Source organism: Peribacillus simplex, assembly GCF_900156045.1.
Taxonomy (GTDB): domain Bacteria; phylum Bacillota; class Bacilli; order Bacillales; family DSM-1321; genus Peribacillus; species Peribacillus simplex_D.
The window spans coordinates 972,628-989,432 of the sequence record NZ_FTMX01000002.1 but is presented as its reverse complement, the minus strand read 5'-3'; the positions used below and the strand labels follow the sequence as shown (position 1 = coordinate 989,432).

17 protein-coding genes, 15 tRNA genes, 2 rRNA genes and 1 pseudogene are annotated in these 16,805 nt (G+C 39.6%); 28 read left to right on the top strand and 7 right to left on the bottom strand.

What is annotated here, in order from left to right; genetic code table 11:
• From BW986_RS11335 to BW986_RS29580, 22 genes and pseudogenes are all read left to right on the top strand, one after another.
• Nucleotides 1-97, top strand: a 23S ribosomal RNA gene (locus tag BW986_RS11335); the annotation flags it as partial.
• Nucleotides 98-216: 119 nt separating this feature from the next.
• Nucleotides 217-332 (top strand): 5S ribosomal RNA (gene rrf / locus BW986_RS11330).
• Nucleotides 333-341: 9 nt separating this feature from the next.
• Nucleotides 342-416: transfer RNA gene (locus tag BW986_RS11325), tRNA-Asn, on the top strand.
• A 5-nt stretch (nt 417-421) separates the two neighbouring features.
• Nucleotides 422-513 (top strand) — tRNA-Ser (locus BW986_RS11320).
• Nucleotides 514-522: 9 nt separating this feature from the next.
• A tRNA-Glu gene (locus BW986_RS11315) sits at nt 523-597 on the top strand.
• 15 nt (nt 598-612) lie between these two features.
• Nucleotides 613-688: transfer RNA gene (locus BW986_RS11310), tRNA-Val, on the top strand.
• A gap of 103 nt (nt 689-791) precedes the next feature.
• Nucleotides 792-865 (top strand) — tRNA-Met (locus BW986_RS11305).
• A gap of 5 nt (nt 866-870) precedes the next feature.
• A tRNA-Asp gene (locus BW986_RS11300) sits at nt 871-946 on the top strand.
• An 11-nt stretch (nt 947-957) separates the two neighbouring features.
• Nucleotides 958-1,033, top strand: a tRNA-Phe gene (locus BW986_RS11295).
• Nucleotides 1,034-1,040: 7 nt separating this feature from the next.
• Nucleotides 1,041-1,116 (top strand) — tRNA-Thr (locus tag BW986_RS11290).
• 16 nt (nt 1,117-1,132) lie between these two features.
• Nucleotides 1,133-1,216: transfer RNA gene (locus BW986_RS11285), tRNA-Tyr, on the top strand.
• A gap of 10 nt (nt 1,217-1,226) precedes the next feature.
• Nucleotides 1,227-1,300 (top strand) — tRNA-Trp (locus tag BW986_RS11280).
• A 17-nt stretch (nt 1,301-1,317) separates the two neighbouring features.
• Nucleotides 1,318-1,393 (top strand) — tRNA-His (locus BW986_RS11275).
• A 35-nt stretch (nt 1,394-1,428) separates the two neighbouring features.
• A tRNA-Gln gene (locus BW986_RS11270) sits at nt 1,429-1,503 on the top strand.
• Nucleotides 1,504-1,506: 3 nt separating this feature from the next.
• Nucleotides 1,507-1,581: transfer RNA gene (locus BW986_RS11265), tRNA-Gly, on the top strand.
• Between the two features lie 8 nt (nt 1,582-1,589).
• Nucleotides 1,590-1,663 (top strand) — tRNA-Cys (locus BW986_RS11260).
• An 8-nt stretch (nt 1,664-1,671) separates the two neighbouring features.
• Nucleotides 1,672-1,752: transfer RNA gene (locus tag BW986_RS11255), tRNA-Leu, on the top strand.
• Nucleotides 1,753-1,872: 120 nt separating this feature from the next.
• A complete protein-coding gene (locus BW986_RS30685; RefSeq protein WP_260320825.1) occupies nt 1,873-2,049 on the top strand; it encodes a hypothetical protein in 177 nt (58 codons plus the stop codon).
• A 307-nt stretch (nt 2,050-2,356) separates the two neighbouring features.
• Nucleotides 2,357-2,719, top strand: coding sequence for a tyrosine-type recombinase/integrase (locus tag BW986_RS30680; protein ID WP_260320824.1), 363 nt, complete (start codon nt 2,357-2,359; stop codon nt 2,717-2,719).
• 113 nt (nt 2,720-2,832) lie between these two features.
• On the top strand, nt 2,833-3,372 hold the full coding sequence (locus BW986_RS11245) for a DUF6241 domain-containing protein (RefSeq protein ID WP_076367879.1): 540 nt from the start codon (nt 2,833-2,835) through the stop codon (nt 3,370-3,372).
• 1,247 nt (nt 3,373-4,619) lie between these two features.
• A pseudogene (locus tag BW986_RS11240) lies at nt 4,620-5,099 on the top strand (bclA protein); the annotation flags it as partial.
• Between the two features lie 111 nt (nt 5,100-5,210).
• Nucleotides 5,211-5,441: a hypothetical protein gene (locus BW986_RS29580; RefSeq protein WP_142244570.1), complete on the top strand. Its 231-nt coding sequence runs from the start codon at nt 5,211-5,213 to the stop codon at nt 5,439-5,441.
• Nucleotides 5,442-5,620: 179 nt separating this feature from the next.
• Here the strand turns inward: BW986_RS29580 and BW986_RS11235 are convergent, their stop codons facing one another.
• Nucleotides 5,621-5,911 carry a hypothetical protein gene (locus BW986_RS11235; RefSeq protein WP_076367877.1) on the bottom strand — a complete coding sequence of 97 codons (291 nt, stop codon included), beginning with the start codon at nt 5,909-5,911 and terminating at the stop codon, nt 5,621-5,623.
• Between the two features lie 407 nt (nt 5,912-6,318).
• A complete protein-coding gene (locus BW986_RS11230; RefSeq protein WP_076367875.1) occupies nt 6,319-6,525 on the bottom strand; it encodes a hypothetical protein in 207 nt (68 codons plus the stop codon).
• A gap of 466 nt (nt 6,526-6,991) precedes the next feature.
• Between BW986_RS11230 and glsA the strand changes: the two genes are divergently transcribed.
• Nucleotides 6,992-7,933, top strand: a complete 942-nt coding sequence (gene glsA, locus BW986_RS11225) for a glutaminase A (RefSeq protein ID WP_076368032.1) — start codon at nt 6,992-6,994, stop codon at nt 7,931-7,933.
• An 89-nt stretch (nt 7,934-8,022) separates the two neighbouring features.
• Here glsA and BW986_RS11220 read toward each other — a convergent pair whose 3' ends face one another.
• Nucleotides 8,023-8,217 (bottom strand): hypothetical protein, encoded by a 195-nt coding sequence (locus BW986_RS11220; RefSeq protein ID WP_076367873.1) that lies wholly within the window; start codon nt 8,215-8,217, stop codon nt 8,023-8,025.
• Nucleotides 8,208-8,720 carry a tyrosine-type recombinase/integrase gene (locus BW986_RS11215; protein ID WP_076368031.1) on the bottom strand — a complete coding sequence of 171 codons (513 nt, stop codon included), beginning with the start codon at nt 8,718-8,720 and terminating at the stop codon, nt 8,208-8,210. The genes BW986_RS11220 and BW986_RS11215 overlap by 10 nt, the downstream gene beginning before the upstream one ends.
• A gap of 400 nt (nt 8,721-9,120) precedes the next feature.
• Between BW986_RS11215 and BW986_RS11210 the strand changes: the two genes are divergently transcribed.
• The 3 genes from BW986_RS11210 (at nt 9,121) to clpP (ending at nt 11,056) form a co-directional block, all read left to right on the top strand.
• Entirely contained in the window at nt 9,121-9,420 is a 300-nt protein-coding gene (locus BW986_RS11210) for a hypothetical protein (RefSeq protein WP_076367871.1), read from the top strand.
• 314 nt (nt 9,421-9,734) lie between these two features.
• Entirely contained in the window at nt 9,735-10,442 is a 708-nt protein-coding gene (locus tag BW986_RS11205) for a sigma-70 family RNA polymerase sigma factor (protein WP_076367869.1), read from the top strand.
• Between the two features lie 29 nt (nt 10,443-10,471).
• The gene (gene clpP, locus BW986_RS11200) at nt 10,472-11,056 is read left to right on the top strand and encodes an ATP-dependent Clp endopeptidase proteolytic subunit ClpP (RefSeq protein WP_076367867.1); all 585 of its coding nucleotides are present in this window, start codon (nt 10,472-10,474) and stop codon (nt 11,054-11,056) included.
• A 200-nt stretch (nt 11,057-11,256) separates the two neighbouring features.
• Here clpP and BW986_RS11195 read toward each other — a convergent pair whose 3' ends face one another.
• A complete protein-coding gene (locus BW986_RS11195) occupies nt 11,257-12,150 on the bottom strand; it encodes a TauD/TfdA dioxygenase family protein (protein ID WP_076367865.1) in 894 nt (297 codons plus the stop codon).
• Between the two features lie 30 nt (nt 12,151-12,180).
• Nucleotides 12,181-13,170: an aliphatic sulfonate ABC transporter substrate-binding protein gene (locus BW986_RS11190; protein ID WP_076367863.1), complete on the bottom strand. Its 990-nt coding sequence runs from the start codon at nt 13,168-13,170 to the stop codon at nt 12,181-12,183.
• Between the two features lie 382 nt (nt 13,171-13,552).
• Here BW986_RS11190 and BW986_RS11185 point away from each other — a divergent pair, with 382 nt between their 5' ends.
• Both BW986_RS11185 and BW986_RS11180 read left to right on the top strand, forming a co-directional pair.
• Nucleotides 13,553-14,320, top strand: coding sequence for an ABC transporter ATP-binding protein (locus BW986_RS11185; RefSeq protein ID WP_081395575.1), 768 nt, complete (start codon nt 13,553-13,555; stop codon nt 14,318-14,320).
• Between the two features lie 30 nt (nt 14,321-14,350).
• The gene (locus BW986_RS11180; protein WP_076367859.1) at nt 14,351-15,175 is read left to right on the top strand and encodes an ABC transporter permease; all 825 of its coding nucleotides are present in this window, start codon (nt 14,351-14,353) and stop codon (nt 15,173-15,175) included.
• Between the two features lie 61 nt (nt 15,176-15,236).
• On the opposite strand, the gene BW986_RS11175 is transcribed toward BW986_RS11180, so the two are convergent.
• A complete protein-coding gene (locus BW986_RS11175) occupies nt 15,237-16,463 on the bottom strand; it encodes an MFS domain-containing histidine kinase (RefSeq protein ID WP_076367857.1) in 1,227 nt (408 codons plus the stop codon).
• Nucleotides 16,464-16,805 lie beyond the last annotated feature (342 nt).

Genomic DNA, 16,805 nt, shown 5'->3' with positions numbered 1-16,805 from the left:
GTAAGATCCCTGAAAGATGATCAGGTTGATAGGTCAGAGGTGGAAGCATGGTGACATGTGGAGCTGACTGATACTAATAGATCGAGGACTTAACCAACGCTTTTTAAAAAATGAAATACCTTCTTATTATCTAGTTTTGAAGAAATAAAAATTTCTTCTTGCATTTTCTCAAAAGAATGTTATAATAATACATGTCTTGAAAAAATGTTAACATTGTTTGGTGACGATAGCGAAGAGGTCACACCCGTTCCCATTCCGAACACGGCAGTTAAGCTCTTCAGCGCCGATGGTAGTTGGGGGTTTCCCCCTGTGAGAGTAGGACGTCGCCAAGCTGATATTGTTCCGCAGTAGCTCAGTGGTAGAGCATTCGGCTGTTAACCGAACGGTCGTAGGTTCGAGTCCTACCTGCGGAGCCATTATTGGAGAGCTGTCCGAGTGGCCGAAGGAGCACGATTGGAAATCGTGTAGACGGGTAACCCTGTCTCAAGGGTTCAAATCCCTTGCTCTCCGCCATTTATACCTGGCCCGTTGGTCAAGCGGTTAAGACACCGCCCTTTCACGGCGGTAACACGGGTTCGAATCCCGTACGGGTCACCATTTAGATAACACATTGGAGGATTAGCTCAGCTGGGAGAGCATCTGCCTTACAAGCAGAGGGTCGGCGGTTCGATCCCGTCATCCTCCACCATTATTCATTAAGATCAGGTTGTTTCTCTATAACGGATTGATTATTCAGACCATTGAAACGCTCAACACGAAAACTTGATTCATAATAGCAACATTATTACCGTCGCGGGGTGGAGCAGTCCGGTAGCTCGTCGGGCTCATAACCCGAAGGTCGCAGGTTCAAATCCTGTCCCCGCAATCTATGGTCCCGTGGTGTAGCGGTTAACATGCCTGCCTGTCACGCAGGAGATCGCGGGTTCGATTCCCGTCGGGACCGCCATTTTATTGTTTGGCTCAGTAGCTCAGTCGGTAGAGCAAAGGACTGAAAATCCTTGTGTCGGCGGTTCGATTCCGTCCTGAGCCACCATAGTAGTGCCGGTGTAGCTCAACTGGTAGAGCAACTGACTTGTAATCAGTAGGTTGGGGGTTCAAGTCCTCTTGCCGGCACCATGTTTCATCCATATGCGGAGGGGTAGCGAAGTGGCTAAACGCGGCGGACTGTAAATCCGCTCCTTCGGGTTCGGCAGTTCGAATCTGCCCCCCTCCACCATCTTAATTACAGGGGTATAGTTTAAAGGTAGAACAGAGGTCTCCAAAACCTCCAGTGTGGGTTCGATTCCTACTACCCCTGCCAATTTCAATCCTATAATGGCGATTGTGGCGAAGTGGTTAACGCACCTGATTGTGGTTCAGGCATTCGTGGGTTCGATTCCCATCAGTCGCCCCATTTAATAAAACATGGTATAATGATTACATCGTTAATGGGCTATAGCCAAGCGGTAAGGCAACGGATTTTGATTCCGTCATGCGAAGGTTCGATCCCTTCTAGCCCAGCCATATGCGAAAGTAGTTCAGTGGTAGAATACAACCTTGCCAAGGTTGGGGTCGCGGGTTCGAATCCCGTCTTTCGCTCCAAAAACGTTGGCGGCATAGCCAAGCGGTAAGGCAGAGGTCTGCAAAACCTTTACCACCGGTTCGATTCCGGTTGCCGCCTCCAACATACATGCCGGTGTGGCGGAATTGGCAGACGCGCACGACTCAAAATCGTGTTCCTCTGGAGTGCCGGTTCGACCCCGGCCACCGGTATCAAAAATGCTTATAGAATCAAGGTCTCAACTTAAAAGTTGGGGCCTTTTTTCTTTGTCTTTAATACGACAAAAATAATCCAGAATTGTGTGCGGCGAATCGTGTGCGTAGGAGGTCGAAATGAGAAGACGTAAAGAATTAACGGAAGATGAACTAAGAATTATTAAGAAGAAGATTTCAGATGGAGAAGCATATGAAGCCTTTTTTAAGGACTGCTATTTAAGAAACTTAAGACCAGCGACGATTGAATACTACAAAAATGAATTTCATGGAGCAAAGAAGATAATTAATAAGTAGGTCGTTGAATGGGTACAAAATGACGTAGAAAGCTTAATTCTGGAGAGTAAGGAACTAATGAAAGTTACTTACTAGTAATACCAGGTGGAGGGCTCTAAGAGCATTCTATAACTTTTTATGTAAGAGCAAACTTATCGTTAAGAACCCAATGAGGAACATCAAATTATTAAGGGATAGACAAAAAACAATTGAAACATTGGACAATAAAGAAATTGAGAAACTTATAAGGACAATTAGAAAAGAAAAAACGTTTATATCCTTTAGAGATGAAGTAATCATACTTGTTTTCCTAGATACTTGAGTCAGATTGTCTGAACCTGTAGGCATTGAAGTAGATGATGTTAGTGGGGACATTATCATTATTAGAAGAACAAAGAATCTCTTTGAAAGAACGGTTTACTCATCTGAAACGACACAAGAGCAGCTAAGCAGATATATAAAGATAAGAGGAGACGTTGAGACGACCAAACTGTTCATAAGCCAGGATAATAAAGAATTAAATCGATATAGCATTCAAACTAGGCTTACTAAGTATGGGAAGAAAGCAATGATAAATAAGCGAGTTAGTCCTCATACATTTAGACATACGATGGCTAAGAGGATGATTGTTTCAGGTGTGGATGCATTCTCTTTAGATAAAAATTTTATATCTATCTATATGGTTACTTAATAGTTTAAGATTATTTGTTAATAGTTTATGTTAATATAATAATGGTGAGCTTATCCATAAAAGGATGTAACTGAAATGAGTGATAATCGAACTATGACTCGGAGGAACTTATAATGAATAAATTTAGATGGGCAATGGTTGGACTTATAGCTGTAGCAGCAATTATTTCAGTGGTAATAACAATTTATCAGAATGCTAAAGAGTATGAAGCAAGGTATAATAAACCAAATTCAGGTGATATTGCCGTCATGGACGTTACGGGGCATATTAAGAAAAATGAAGATATGGAAGAACAGACTTCAGAAATTGGTGGAGTTCAAGATGAAACTGGTCTTACCCAAAATTCAACTCAAGAAGAAGTTATGGATGTTATGCACCATATGACTCATCAAAAAGTTATTGCAGAAGAGAAATGGGGAGCAGTTGAGATGAATTCCGAAAACATCAATGCAGTTTACGAGATTGTGGTTAATAGCGATTTCATGCTTAAAGGTGATTTGTTAAATATCGTATCTGGTTGGAAAGAAGGAAACTTTGACAACGTTGCCCAAGATCATAATTACTTTTGGGAGTATCAAAATGGAACTGTTGGAAAAGCTACCGGAATCCTTAACTCAGATGAAGAATCAGAATTTATCGAAAATAACTTTTAACAAAAAATGAGCCAAGCAAGGCTTATTTTTTATTTTAAAATCAATATTTTATTCCAAAACAAAAGGACCGATTAGGTCCTATGTTTGTTCAATTTTAGGCTTCTTGATTATTGATTTCTTTTTATTCAAGGTTAACCTCTAAAATTGTATAATCTTTCAGCACAGAAAACAGTAATATTTGAAATTTTACATTATTAGTGATAATTTCAAAGTCAATATTTTGCTTTCTGAGTTATTTCATCTATCCCCGAGGAATCATCTTTAATTTTTATAAGTAGGGGTCACTGTGCCGATTAAATATGTAAATTTCATGTTGTTCCCCCTCTGTTACATTCATCCATTTTATCACTAAACGGAATATATCACAGTTAAGTTTTCCTATTTTCACGCACAAGCAGTTGCAGGCAAAAAGCCGAAGTTTATGCCGATGATGAAGTCACAAATGCTAGTGCTGTTCTTGATAATTATCCCTTGTCTCCAACCATGAAGGATGCGCTCCGTCTTTACCTTTCTATCCGCGGATCTGTCGATGTAATGAGTTATTTGTGACCGTAGACGATACGCCATTAACTAAGCGCCAGGTACAGTCAGAGATACATGATTACGGTGAACAGGCGGGCATAAAAGATATACGTTACAGTCAGTCCGCATACTTTCCGGCATACCTTTGCCAAGATGAGCGTTAAGAACGGTAAATAAGCGCCACCTTAGGGTGGCGTTTTTTGCGTTATAAATCAAAAAAGTCATCACTGCATGCATCCGGATTAACATGACGGATAGCCTTCATTATCTTCTTTATCGTCGGCACAGTAGGTTCCAGTTTGTCGGCGAAAAGCTCCGAGATAGTGGTGCTACTAACCTTCGATGTCTTTATGAGCCATCCTGCGATATTCCCTGATCACCTAGCCAGTGCCCGTAAATAGGTCGAATGAAGGGGGGCCGAATAGTTGTAAAATAAAAGGCTCTGTTAAAGGATGTTGTTGATTTTTCTTGTTGAACTAACGGGGCAGTAAGTTTAATAAGAATTTCTTCTCTAACACCAAGTTATATAGGTAAGTTCACAGACGTTTAGTGAAGTTGAAAATATACTGAATTAGAAAGGTGTGATTGTAATGCCAAACAATCGATTTTTTTCGTCAAAATATAAACCAGGAACTACGAAATTACGGAAACATCAAATATTAAACTCTTCTTTAGAAAAACTAACACCGCCACAAGGTTGTAACTTTTTTCCTCCAAGACCTTGTGGCAGTCTTTGTGACTGTTGTGTTTCTCCACTTCAGTTCGTCTTACGACAGCTGATAGGGCAAAGAGTAATTCTTGCCACTATTGCAGACGAACGAGATCAACCTCCTCGCTTTTTTGAATTTACTATTATTGCAGTGAATGATTTTTTAGTTACTGTTACAAATGGATCGACAACCTTTGTTGTAAATATTTCTGATGTAATAGGGGTAGGATTTTTACCACCAGAGCGTACTATTAACTTGTTGCCACCTGTTAATATTGGGTGCGAATGTGATTGTCGTGAACGACCAATTAGACAATTGCTGGATACACTTATCAATTCTACAGTGAATCTTTTAGTAAGTAATGGATCTACTGGAGCAAATTTTACCGTGCAACAAACAGGTCTTGGCATTGTGTTAGGTACTTTATTAATAAATGATACACTCTATAGATTTGCAATTTCAACTTGTAAAATTACTGCTGTAGGGCAGAGCTAGTTGAATAAGGAATGATGTTAAAAACAAATATTTAGTGTTTATGCCGATTACAACTACGGAAATTACAGTCGATACGATTAACGAAGGCGTGACAATGATTTTATTCTCGGAGTGGGCGAAAACGATAGCAACCTTAAGGAAGTCACAAAATACGCGGGTGTTAATAACACCGCGGGGATACAGGCGATGGTTGGCGCAGGTAAAGCCGCCCTTGTAGGTAAAGGAACGTCGATTACATTAATAGAGCATGGCGGTGTTTTGAAAGATAAAGATATATTTCAGGAAACTGGCGAAATCGATTGGACTCCTTCCGGCAATGTATTGAAAACTATAGCTGAATAAGATAACGCCCTAACATTCGCGGTTGGGGCTTTTTTAGTATGTGAAAGTAGAAAAAGCGACAACAATTGGGCGCTGTTATTCTATAAGAACATAGTTTAAAGAACATCGTCCTTATGTTTAAAATAAAAACGAATGGGTCAAAGAGTATAAACTCTGCCATTCGTTCCAAAACAATCAATTTAGATTTCAATATTAATAGCATTTAGCTCCGCTTCCGTATAGCCCGAAGAGGATAGTGCGATTTCAATTTCTTCGGCAGCCTTATAATCAAATAATTTAAATTTGGACATTAAAGCGAAAGCATTTTGATTTTCGATTGCCAGGGCAACAGCTTCCACGTCTTGCAGTAGCTTCAGGTCTTCAATGTAGAATTGAGCGGTTCTCATCGCTAAATACTCATTCATTGTAGTCGAATTGTAGAAAAGATTTGTTAAAGTGGCGATTGCGTTAGGAACGAAAATCTTATTCATACTTACCCCTCCACTATTCTTAATATTCTGTCATTAAGTCACTTCTAGTATGAGTCACGATAAAAGTGTTGTCAATCTTTATCGTATGAGCATTTTAACTCACCAATTAAAAGTAGATGTGTATAAAACAGGCGGTTTTCCAAAGGTAAAAATCATTGCACCGAAGCGTAAAAAGCGAAAGAATGAATGTTGCTGGGTTTACGAAACGAACCAACTTACATATGACATGTTGATTTAATCTCGATTTCTAGGTCTGGTTACGCATCCAGTAATTAGTGGCTTAATAAAAGCCAGTGTCACAAGTGGCACGATTAAGCCGAATGTTTTAGAATTTTTTTAGAAATTCTTTCATTGATGAGATCCTTTCTGTGTTTGAATTTTCAAAGGGCTTATGAAACAACAGATCTTTAATGACTGTGAAGAAGGCGGGCTTCCACATTACGCAGTTCTCCAGATGAAACACTATCAGCCACAATTATTTGCAATGTTCTCGTAGCTGTCATTCGTTTGTCCGGATGCTTCAATTGCAGATGCTGTTGTATCGCCCGGAAAAGTTCATTATTTTCTGGACGGTTGGCGTTATAGATTTCTTGTAAACTCCTCGATTTTCCCATGGCTTTTCCTACTTTCCATCAAGTGTGAAATACATATGAATGCTTCTGTGATAATATTCCTATGGTCTATATTTTCGTCTGAGCGCTTCTAATTCCTTCTTTTTTCAATTAAATCTTTTTAAAAGAACAAGGAAGAAGCTCCTGATTTTTTTACAAGGCGTTAGCCTAGGTGTCTTACTGCTTGACCGTTTCCGTATATGTTGTTGTTTGTCTTTAACACGACTAAAGTAATTCAAATCATGTTCTGCGTAGGAGTGTGTCATTGTGATGTTAGAAAAATATTGAGACATGATGCATTAGTCCCGTTATCAAACAGGAAAGTACCTCCTGAAATCTTACTTCTATTTATTTTCCGTTTCGTACTTTTTTTAAATAATATCAATGAAATATGGTAATAAATAAAAAACCACTATTTAAGAACACTTCAAATAACAAATTTTCTAAGGGGCGGCAGATTGTGAACAATATGGGATGTCAATGCAGGTCCAATGACGAGTTACAGCAACTGGTCGATCAGGCAAAAGAATATACAAATATGGGAACGGTGGCAGACTATATTCCCGCTCTTGAAAAGGCGAATCCTGGGGATTTATCTGTTGCTATTTACTATCCTGACGGAAAAGGATATTGTGCGGGGGATGTAAGTGGGAAAATGACCCTGCAGAGCATATCAAAAGTTTTGACACTTGCTCTTGTATTAATGGAAAAAGGGGAGGAATATGTCTTTTCCTATGTAGGCAAAGAACCTACCGGTGACCCTTTTAATTCGATTGCCAAGTTAGAGACGAACAAGCCATCCAAGCCGTTAAACCCGATGATCAATGCAGGAGCATTGACTGTGACCCACATGATTGCAGGTGACAGTGTGGATGAACGATTTCAGCGTATTTTAGATTTTATCCGGGAATTGACTCAAAATCCCACTATTGGTTTTAATGAAGATGTTGCCCGGTCAGAATACAATACAGCAGACTTAAATAGGTCGTTAAGCTATTTTTTAAAGCAGCATAATGTAATAAATGAGGATGTGGAGGACTTAATCGAATTGTACTCGAAGCAGTGTGCCATTGAAATGGACAGTCAGGATTTGGCGAGGATAGGCTGTGTGCTGGCCATGAATGGGAAAGATTTGTTGACGGGAAAGCAAATCATCCCCGGGGACATTGCCCGTATTTGCAAGACATTCATGGTGACCTGCGGCATGTATAACGCATCAGGTGAATTTGCCATCAATGTTGGCATACCGGCTAAAAGCGGTGTGTCAGGAGGTATCATGGGAGCCGTCCCCGGAAAATGCGGGATTGGAATTTATGGTGCAGCGCTGGATGAGAAGGGGAACAGCGTTGCCGGGATAAAAATCTTGGAAATGATGGCGAAAAAGTATTCCTTAAGTATGTTTAATCATTAACACCTTAAGTGATGAGTCGAAGATATTAATCAACTCACTTTCACGGCAAAAAAAAGGACCTCTGCACATATGCAAGGGTCTTAAGGTGATCATAACAAGTTGGATAGGAGAGATACTTTTTTATATAATGCATGTACTTCTTTATTCCGATGTTCCCCGATGTCATTTCTTAAGTGGCCTTCCATGTCGGTCATTAAATCAGCTAATTTCAATGCCTTTTGCCTATCGGAAATATTGCTTCGAATGATATATTCATATTTTGCATTGTATTCAGTCAGTGACATTTCTTCCGTCCTCCCAAAATATCATTTAAGCTGTCCTCTGTTCCTTCATCAGCAATCCCAATGTACTTTAGTGTAATTTCAGGTTGTGAATGATTAAGGATCATTTGTAACTCAGCAAGGTCCTTACTTCGTTTATAGTGCCAGTACCCGAAAGTTTTCCGCATGGTATGGGTACCGACGCCCTCGATGTCCACCATGTCCGCTGCTTTATTAAGCTGTCTGTAGGCTTGTATTTTGCTAATTGGCTTATCGCCCTTGCGTGAGGGGAATAGCCATTCACCATCGATGGTGGCTATATAGGCAGCCAATTCATTACATACATTATTAAGCTGTATTATTCTTGGCTTTTTTGTTTTGCCTTCCTTGATGATGACCTCCATCTTACCTTTAATGTCCTTTATCTTCAGCGATAATAAATCAGACACACGCAAGCCGGTATTGATGCCTAACAAGAACAATATGTAGTCCCTCTCGCTGCAATGTCTCTTCAGTGACCATTTCATATCATCTAATTTTTCCAATGATCTGATTGGTTGAACGTCAATTAAATGTGCTTTTGGCAAATGAGATCACCCTTATTTCACGCTAATGGAATCAGTGTTTTGAATGTATACTTTTTTATTAATTTAAGAGTAACACTTGAAAAGGATGGAAGTCAATGTGAGGTGTTTACTGATATTTTTTGGACTGTCCACATTTAAGGGTTCAGAGTATTTTAGTTGTTTATTCGGATTAAGGTTGAATAAGGGCATTAAAAACTTCTGGAACTTGATATAATGAATCTATAGGAATATTTTTCAAAACTGATGTTTTGATGGATATTTAATAGATGAATTAATTCATTCTGAATTTATTATGCTTTAACACGATTGGGGAAGCCACCATGAAGAGAGGTTTAGTTATATGAAAAGGTTACTGCCTTTAGTTTCAAGGTTGTTTACTATGGCAATTATGGTTGCGTTTTTTTACTGTATGTTCATGTTCGCAGACCTGGAGAATGAAAAGAGAGACAGCGGGAGTCATAACGAGCGATCAGTTAATATTGAAGAGATGAGCGATCAAGAAGAGAAGCCAGCAGGTTCTTTGGTGAACTATTGTAAAGATAGCGCTAATGAGAGTCTCTCCTCCAGTTGGTTTGGTATTGAAGAAAACGTTATGGAACCTAGCGAATACACGGTTGAATGCATTGAACACTTGGAATAGCAGCAGAGTTCCTATGAATCACCCGGAAAATTGAAGTTCAGGTTTCACAAAGATACATCCGGGAAGTAAGTGTTTATAAGGGCTTTGCTGAAATGATTGGTGAGAATCGGGTACACAGAGGGGGGCATATTTGTTGCATATAGAACGTTGACACTAGCCTGTTTGGATCTTAACCAAACAGGTTTTTAGTATGAAAGGAAATCCAAAGGAAAAAATGGAATAGAATATAATGAAGAACGAAAATTTTCCACCCCCATATCTTTTTCTCTTTCTGAAACGTTTATAGGATAGAGGGTGTTGAAGGAGTGAGAAAAATGATAAATAAGTTAAGGGAAGATATTTCTGAAGAAAAGGATAACGGTGCGATTTTGTGTGAAGTCTATCCTGAATTGCTTCGGTTTTGCCGATTCCTGACCCAAAATAATTGGGATGGGGATGATTTGGCACAGGAAACGATATTGAAGGCAATGCAGGGCTATGGGAAGAAAACGGAATTAACAACGGCTTTATTGAAGACGATAGCCCGACATTCCTGGATTGATACGATACGAAAAAGAAAAAATGAATCCTTAGACAATCTGTTGGATACCGAACAACAGGGATCAGTTGGGGAAAATGCCTTTGAAACGGTTGAATATATAATAAAGTCACTTACCCCGAAACAAGCTGTTGTGTTCCTATTAAAGGAAGGATTCCTCTATCGGTCAAAAGAAATCTCAGATTATTTGAACACCACGGAGACCGCAGTAAAGGCCATCCTGAATCGTGTGAAAAAGCGTTTTGACAATGACGTCGAAGAGCGTAAGTTGACTTGCGTGGAAGATTGGCAAGATGAGGAGGAACAGCGGCTCATGACCCTGATGACACAAGCTTTAAAAGCCCAGAATCCTGATATCCTCATTAGAAGCATCCCATCTTTCAAATCCCTGAACAGTGAATCAATGATTCCTAAACTGATGAATCGTTCGATTCTTTCCAAATCAAGCTTCACTCCTTCAAACACACTCTCAATGGCCGCATAGCCAAATTATGTTAGGAGGAAGAAGAAGATATGACAACAATTCCATATGTAATTGAGCAATCAGGCAAGGGTGAGCGCTCGTACGATATTTATTCCAGACTTCTAAAAGACCGTATCATCATGATTGGGGAAGAGATCACCGATCATTTAGCTAACAGTGTGGTTGCCCAATTGTTATTCTTGGCAGCAGATGCACCTGATAAGGAAATTACCATCTTCATAAACAGTCCGGGGGGATCGACCAGTGCCGGTTTCGCCATTTATGATACAATGCAATATATTAAGCCTGATATCCGGACTGTATGTACGGGGATGGCTGCATCATTCGGTGCCATGCTTTTATTGGCGGGTACGAAAGGGAAACGGTGCGCTTTGCCAAATAGTGAAATCATGCTTCATCAACCGCTTGGTGGGGCGAGGGGGCAAGCCACGGAAATTGAAATTTCTGCCCGAAGGATTTTGAAACTAAAGGATCATATCAATCAAATCATCTCGGAAAGGACTGGGCAGCCTATCGAAAAGGTGGCGAAAGACACAGATCGTGATTACTTCTTAAGCGCAATTGAGGCGAAGGATTACGGTATAATCGATGAAATAATCGTTCAGGATAATTAATCCTGATAAAAAAGCCTCGAGTAAGCTCAAAAATATGCTGGATGAAAACGAAAAGAAACTGTCGATATCTATATCGGCAGTTTCTTTTTTACCTTTGACATTTACTGCAAAAAGGCAAGGAGGTTTGAGTGTTACCATTCAACAGTCATTTGCTTATGGGGCAGTCAAGTAATGGATTTCTTACACTTGATACATGAGTTTTATTTTTTTATGATTAGTCTGCTTGACTCGTTCTCGTTGTTTACCGGAACGTCTTTTCCTACTGTGACCCTGCGAACGACGCGGTGCTGGTCCCCGTAATCGGCAATAGCGTAATGCTGCGTGGCTAGGTTATCCCAAATGACCACGTCCCCTTCACTCCATTGCCAACGCACGGTATTTTCTAAGCGCGTGATGTATGAATCGAAGATACTTAATAATCTTTCAGATTCACTTGTTGTATATCCTTCCACTCTTCCAGCAAAGCCACCTAATAACAAATGCCTTTTTCCGGTTTCTGTGTGCACGTGAACGACTGGGTGCCTTGTTTTATAAATGGTCGATTCGAATATATCACGATATTTCTTTTTAACCTCATCATCAATGTTTTCGGCTGGTTTGAATTGTGCATAATCATACTCATTTGTATGGATCGCCCATAGCCCATCCGCTAATATCTTCAATCCATCCGGCAGGTCCTCATATGCTTTATTCGTATTTGCCCAGACTGTATCGCCCCCCACATCAGGGATGGTTACACCTCTTAAAACAGAGTATTTGGGGACTTCTGGAACAAAAGTGACATCAGTATGCCAATGGTTTGCTTTAGCACCCCGTTCGGAATCAAGTTCGAAAATATAGTTAGTATTGTCTTTGACCGGTACTGTAGGATGCGCATAAGGTTCACCCAATAGTTTGGCAAATGCCTCTTGGCTGGCATCGTCCAAATGGTTTTGACCTTTGAAGAATACGACTTTATGATCGTTTAACGCTTGTTTGATTTCACTGAAAATAGATAAATCCAAGTCTCCGCTTAATTGGACTCCTTGAATTTCCGCTCCAATCCTTCCTGCTACGGGTACCACTTTTAATTGTTGTGTTTTAGTTTCCGTCATAATCAATCTCCTCCTGTAAGGTATGTTTTTTTATTTTTTAAAGGCTTCATCAATGTATTCATTGTGGATCTGGTTTTTAAAATTAAATGATTTCTTGATATAACCCACACTAGCTAATGTATCGATTGATTCTTGTTGTGCCTTGATGGCATCATCGGTAAAGTAGATATTTGGTTCTTCAGCCGTTATTATTTTCTTGACTGTGCTCACAGGCAATTTAGTTTCTTTAGAATAAATTTCAGAGGCTTCATCTGGATTTTCAATTTGCCAATCGGCAGCTTTTTTATAAACCTTTAAATAGGCCTCGACAATTTCAGGATGTGCTTTTGCAAATTCGTTACGTGCAATGATTGCACCAGGAGCTAATATTTTTTCCTTTACTTTAAGTGCGACTGCATTCCCTTTTTCAATATTATTAAGGTAATAAGGGTTCCATATCGCCCAGGCGTCCAATTGTTTGGTTTCAAAAGCGGATTGAGCATCATCCGGTTGTAAATTGATGAGTTTAATATCATCGATCGTTAAACCATGTGCTTTCAATGCTTTGATTAAATACACATGACCTGTTGTCCCGGAGGCAACACCGACCGTTTTTCCCTTTAAGTCTTCAATCTTCTTAATGTCTCCTTCTGGCTGAGCCAGGATCCGGACAGATGACTCACCTCGACCCGTTTGTGCAATCACTTCAAATGGCAGATTCTTATCAATTCCGGCAATCAGTGCACCATCCCCTAAAAAAGATAGGTCAACCCGATTGGAAGCGAGGGATTCCAAAAGCGGGGGACCACTCGGGAATTCACTCCACTCGATTTGGGCATCCAGTTTAGAAAACTCTTCGTCGAACAATCCCTTTTCCTTTGCTATGACCAATGGCCCCATCTTACCATTTAAGGCAATATGAACTTTAAGTGGATCACTTTTCCCGGAAGCCTTGCCGGCATCGGAATTGCAGCCTGCCAATACAGCAATGCTAAAGATGGCAAGCAATAATGCGGTTAACTTGTTACGGTATTCCTTCATGAATTCCCTCCTTTTTTTAATTACACTTACCACATCTGGATGGTCAGAATAATGACAAAAAGAGATTCAACGAAGAGTATGCCGGGGTTACTCTTCATTGAATCTCCGGTAGTCCAGTTGATTCACATGACCTTTATTTAATTGGTTTTTTGTGAAGCGGATTTGTGTATGAATGCATCTTAACAGGTGTTAGAATAATCTGTCAATTTCTTTTTTGATTAATCCGATAAAATAAATTGGTATTGAGTGTTGATTATAAATAATCGATAAGTTAATATAAAATGAAATATTGAATCGACTGGTTAACTAGAGATTCAGCAAAGGGACAATATGTGCCTTATTGCTGAATCTCTATTTTTTTATTTGAGAAAGGGTGAGGTTATTGGTAGCGACGTTAGAAATTAATCATGTAAGCAAAACATTTAAGAATGATAATGAAAGTGTCCATGTTTTGGATAATTTAAATCTGCACGTCAAAAATGGTGAGTTCGTCACCATCATTGGTCCGAGCGGCTGCGGGAAAAGCACATTATTAAAGCTGATCGCAGGACTTGATTCAGACTTTGACGGTACGATCATAGCAGGGGATCATCCGGTTAGCGCCCCTTCTAAAGACCGTGGTTTCATTTTTCAGGAGCACCGCTTATTTCCATGGCTGAATGTGGAGAAAAATATTGCAGGTAACCTTCCATTAAAAAAAACGGACATTAGAAAAAGGGTGGATGATTTAATTTCACTTGTTAAGCTAAAAGGATTTGAAAAGGCGTATCCACGCCAATTATCCGGTGGAATGTCGCAGCGTGTTGCCATTGCCAGGGCCTTATTACGTAATCCTGAAGTTTTATTGCTGGATGAGCCATTCGGTGCATTGGATGCTTTCACGCGAACGCATCTTCAAGAGGCTTTACTAGAAATATGGGAGAGGAATATGACAACGATGGTGCTTGTCACCCATGATATTGATGAATCCATCTTTTTATCGAGCAAAGTGGTAGTCATGGAGGCAAAGCCTGGACGGATTAAAGCTATCGTTCCAATTGATTTACCATATCCAAGAACTCGAACAAGCAAAGCGTTTCAAGAATTCAGGACCGTCATTTTAACCCAACTTGATCATCATCCGGAAGAAAGGGAAGATTGGAGCATTTAATTAATTTTTGAAAAAGGAAGGATGAAAAATATGTCTACACAGACCGTTGCTCAAAACAAGTCGCTTGTCATAAGGAAAACGAAAAAACAATCCAAACTTGCCAAATCAGCATTGCGGGGATCATTCCTTCCCGTTGTCGTGTTGATTGCATGGCAATCATTAGGTTCGGCTGGTATCCTGCCTGCCCAATTATTCTCATCTCCTTTATTGATCGTCACGACTTTCATTGATCTCGTTCGGTCAGGGGAAATGGGCATGCATTTACAAATCAGTTTAACGCGGGCTCTTCTTGGCTTTGCATTAGGTGGTTTTTTAGGCTTATTGCTAGGAATCATCGTTGGCATGCAAAAAAAATCCGAAGAATATCTTAATCCGAGCATTCAAATGTTACGGACAGTTCCTTTACTTGCGATTACCCCTTTATTCATTATGTGGTTCGGGTTTGGTGAACTATCCAAAGTGTTGCTTATTGCTTTAGGCGCTTTCTTTCCTCTATATTTACAAACTTTTTTGGGCCTTCGGAATGTGGATAAAAAACTATACGATGTTGCCCGAATCTTGGAGTTTAGCCGTCTGGAACAAATAACGAAGCTCATGATTCCGGCAGCTTTGCCAAACATATTGCTTGGTATCCGTTTAGCCTTAAGTGCGGCCTGGATGTGCCTGGTCGTAGCTGAATTGTTGGGTGCGGATAGAGGGGTGGGATTCATGATCCAGGATGCCCGTTCATTCATGCAAACGGACGTCGTATTCGTAGGCATCATCATTTTTGCCCTCGCTGGCAAAATCTCCGATTCGTTTGTCCGCTTTTTAGAGAATCATTTTCTGAAATGGCAAGATAGTTTTAAAGCTTAATTGAAAAGGATGACCTTCCAAAACTGGGCGGTCATCCTTTTTCTTGTTTGGTAATGTATGTTTAATCTATTTCTCTATGTAAGGGCAAATAAATGGTGAAGGATGTTCCTTTGTTCAATTCGCTCTGGACCACGATTTTCCCTTTGTATTTTTGAACGATGGAATAACAAACGGTCAGGCCGATACCTGTTCCCCTGTCTTTAAGCGAATAAAATGGGGTGCCGAGTATTTCAAGTTGTTTTTTGGAGAGGCCTATTCCTGTATCCGTTATTCTTATTTTTGCCATAGTGCGTTCCTGCTCTGTTTCCACTTTGATGAATCCGGGATTGTTCATTGACTCAATTCCATTTTTCATGATATTGACCAGTATCTGTTTAAGTTCGATGGGATTCATGTTAATGTGCAGGTCGTCACGGAAATCCAAGAGAAAGCCTATGTTGCGATTATTGGCGAAACTCGTTAATAGATCGGAAATCTTTTGGATTTCGAAATTTAAAGGAATGACCTGTGCATTATCCGTTTGCGGCTTTGCCAAAGACAAATAATCATTGATTATCACTTGTGTATATTCAAGTTCTGTGAGCATCGTCTGTACATAAAATTTTTCCGTTTCATTCAGTTCCTTCTCTTGATCTAATAACTGGGCAAACCCTTTTACGACTGTAATCGGATTACGTATCTCATGTGCAATGGTGGCAGCGAGCTGTCCGACTGAGTTCAGTTGCTTGGCCTGCTGTATTTCCTTATGAAATGCATTCGTGGATTCCACCCTATTATTGGTTCCTATGAATACGAATACCAATATGATTTGTATAGCGATGAAGTTAAGCGTGTTGCCGAAACTATCCAGAGCGACATATTCATAAGTGTATTGAAGATCCGTTTTTGAAATGATCAAGATGGAAGCCGGACCTAATATGATATTTAAAGTGGCGACAATATAGAATCCGATTTTATCAAAGAGAAAAATGGGAATCAATGGTGCTATAGCAAATAATGACAGCATGATTGCAGTATCTGGGAATATCCAGAATTTGCTATATAAATAAACAGTAATTAAGAAAATGAATAGGGTTTTATAGAAATTGACTTCTGTTTTTAAGAAAAATAACAGAGAAATTATCATCCCCGATATTAAAATGACCTGTAATGTCATCTCGTAGGGATTATCTTTCCAACTTATAGGTGATACAGAAATCCCAACAAGCAGTAAAAAGGATATCATTGCCATGAATGCCTTCAGTATAAATCGGTGTTTGTTTTGATAATATTGATAATTTTTTAACATAATTCCCCTTAATATTAATATTCTGTTTGTTTGTTTAATAGTAATATGATACTAGTTTTTTGTAAATCGGAAAAGATAGATTTTTGCATCGATAGTCTCTCTATACAGTACCGGAATGGGAGATCAAGGAGTTAAGTAATGAGGGGAATTTTGAAATATTTAGTTGTTGGTATTTGGGTGACTGTTTTTTTCTACTATTTCAATATTTGCATGCCAAGAAACTTTTTATATTTTCTTATTGGCTTACCAGTATCCATGTTTAGCACATTTTTCATTTATGATTTTTTTAGAAAAAGAGGCTTTTAGTGGGTTTATGAATGCACCGTGGGTAGTCGTTTGATA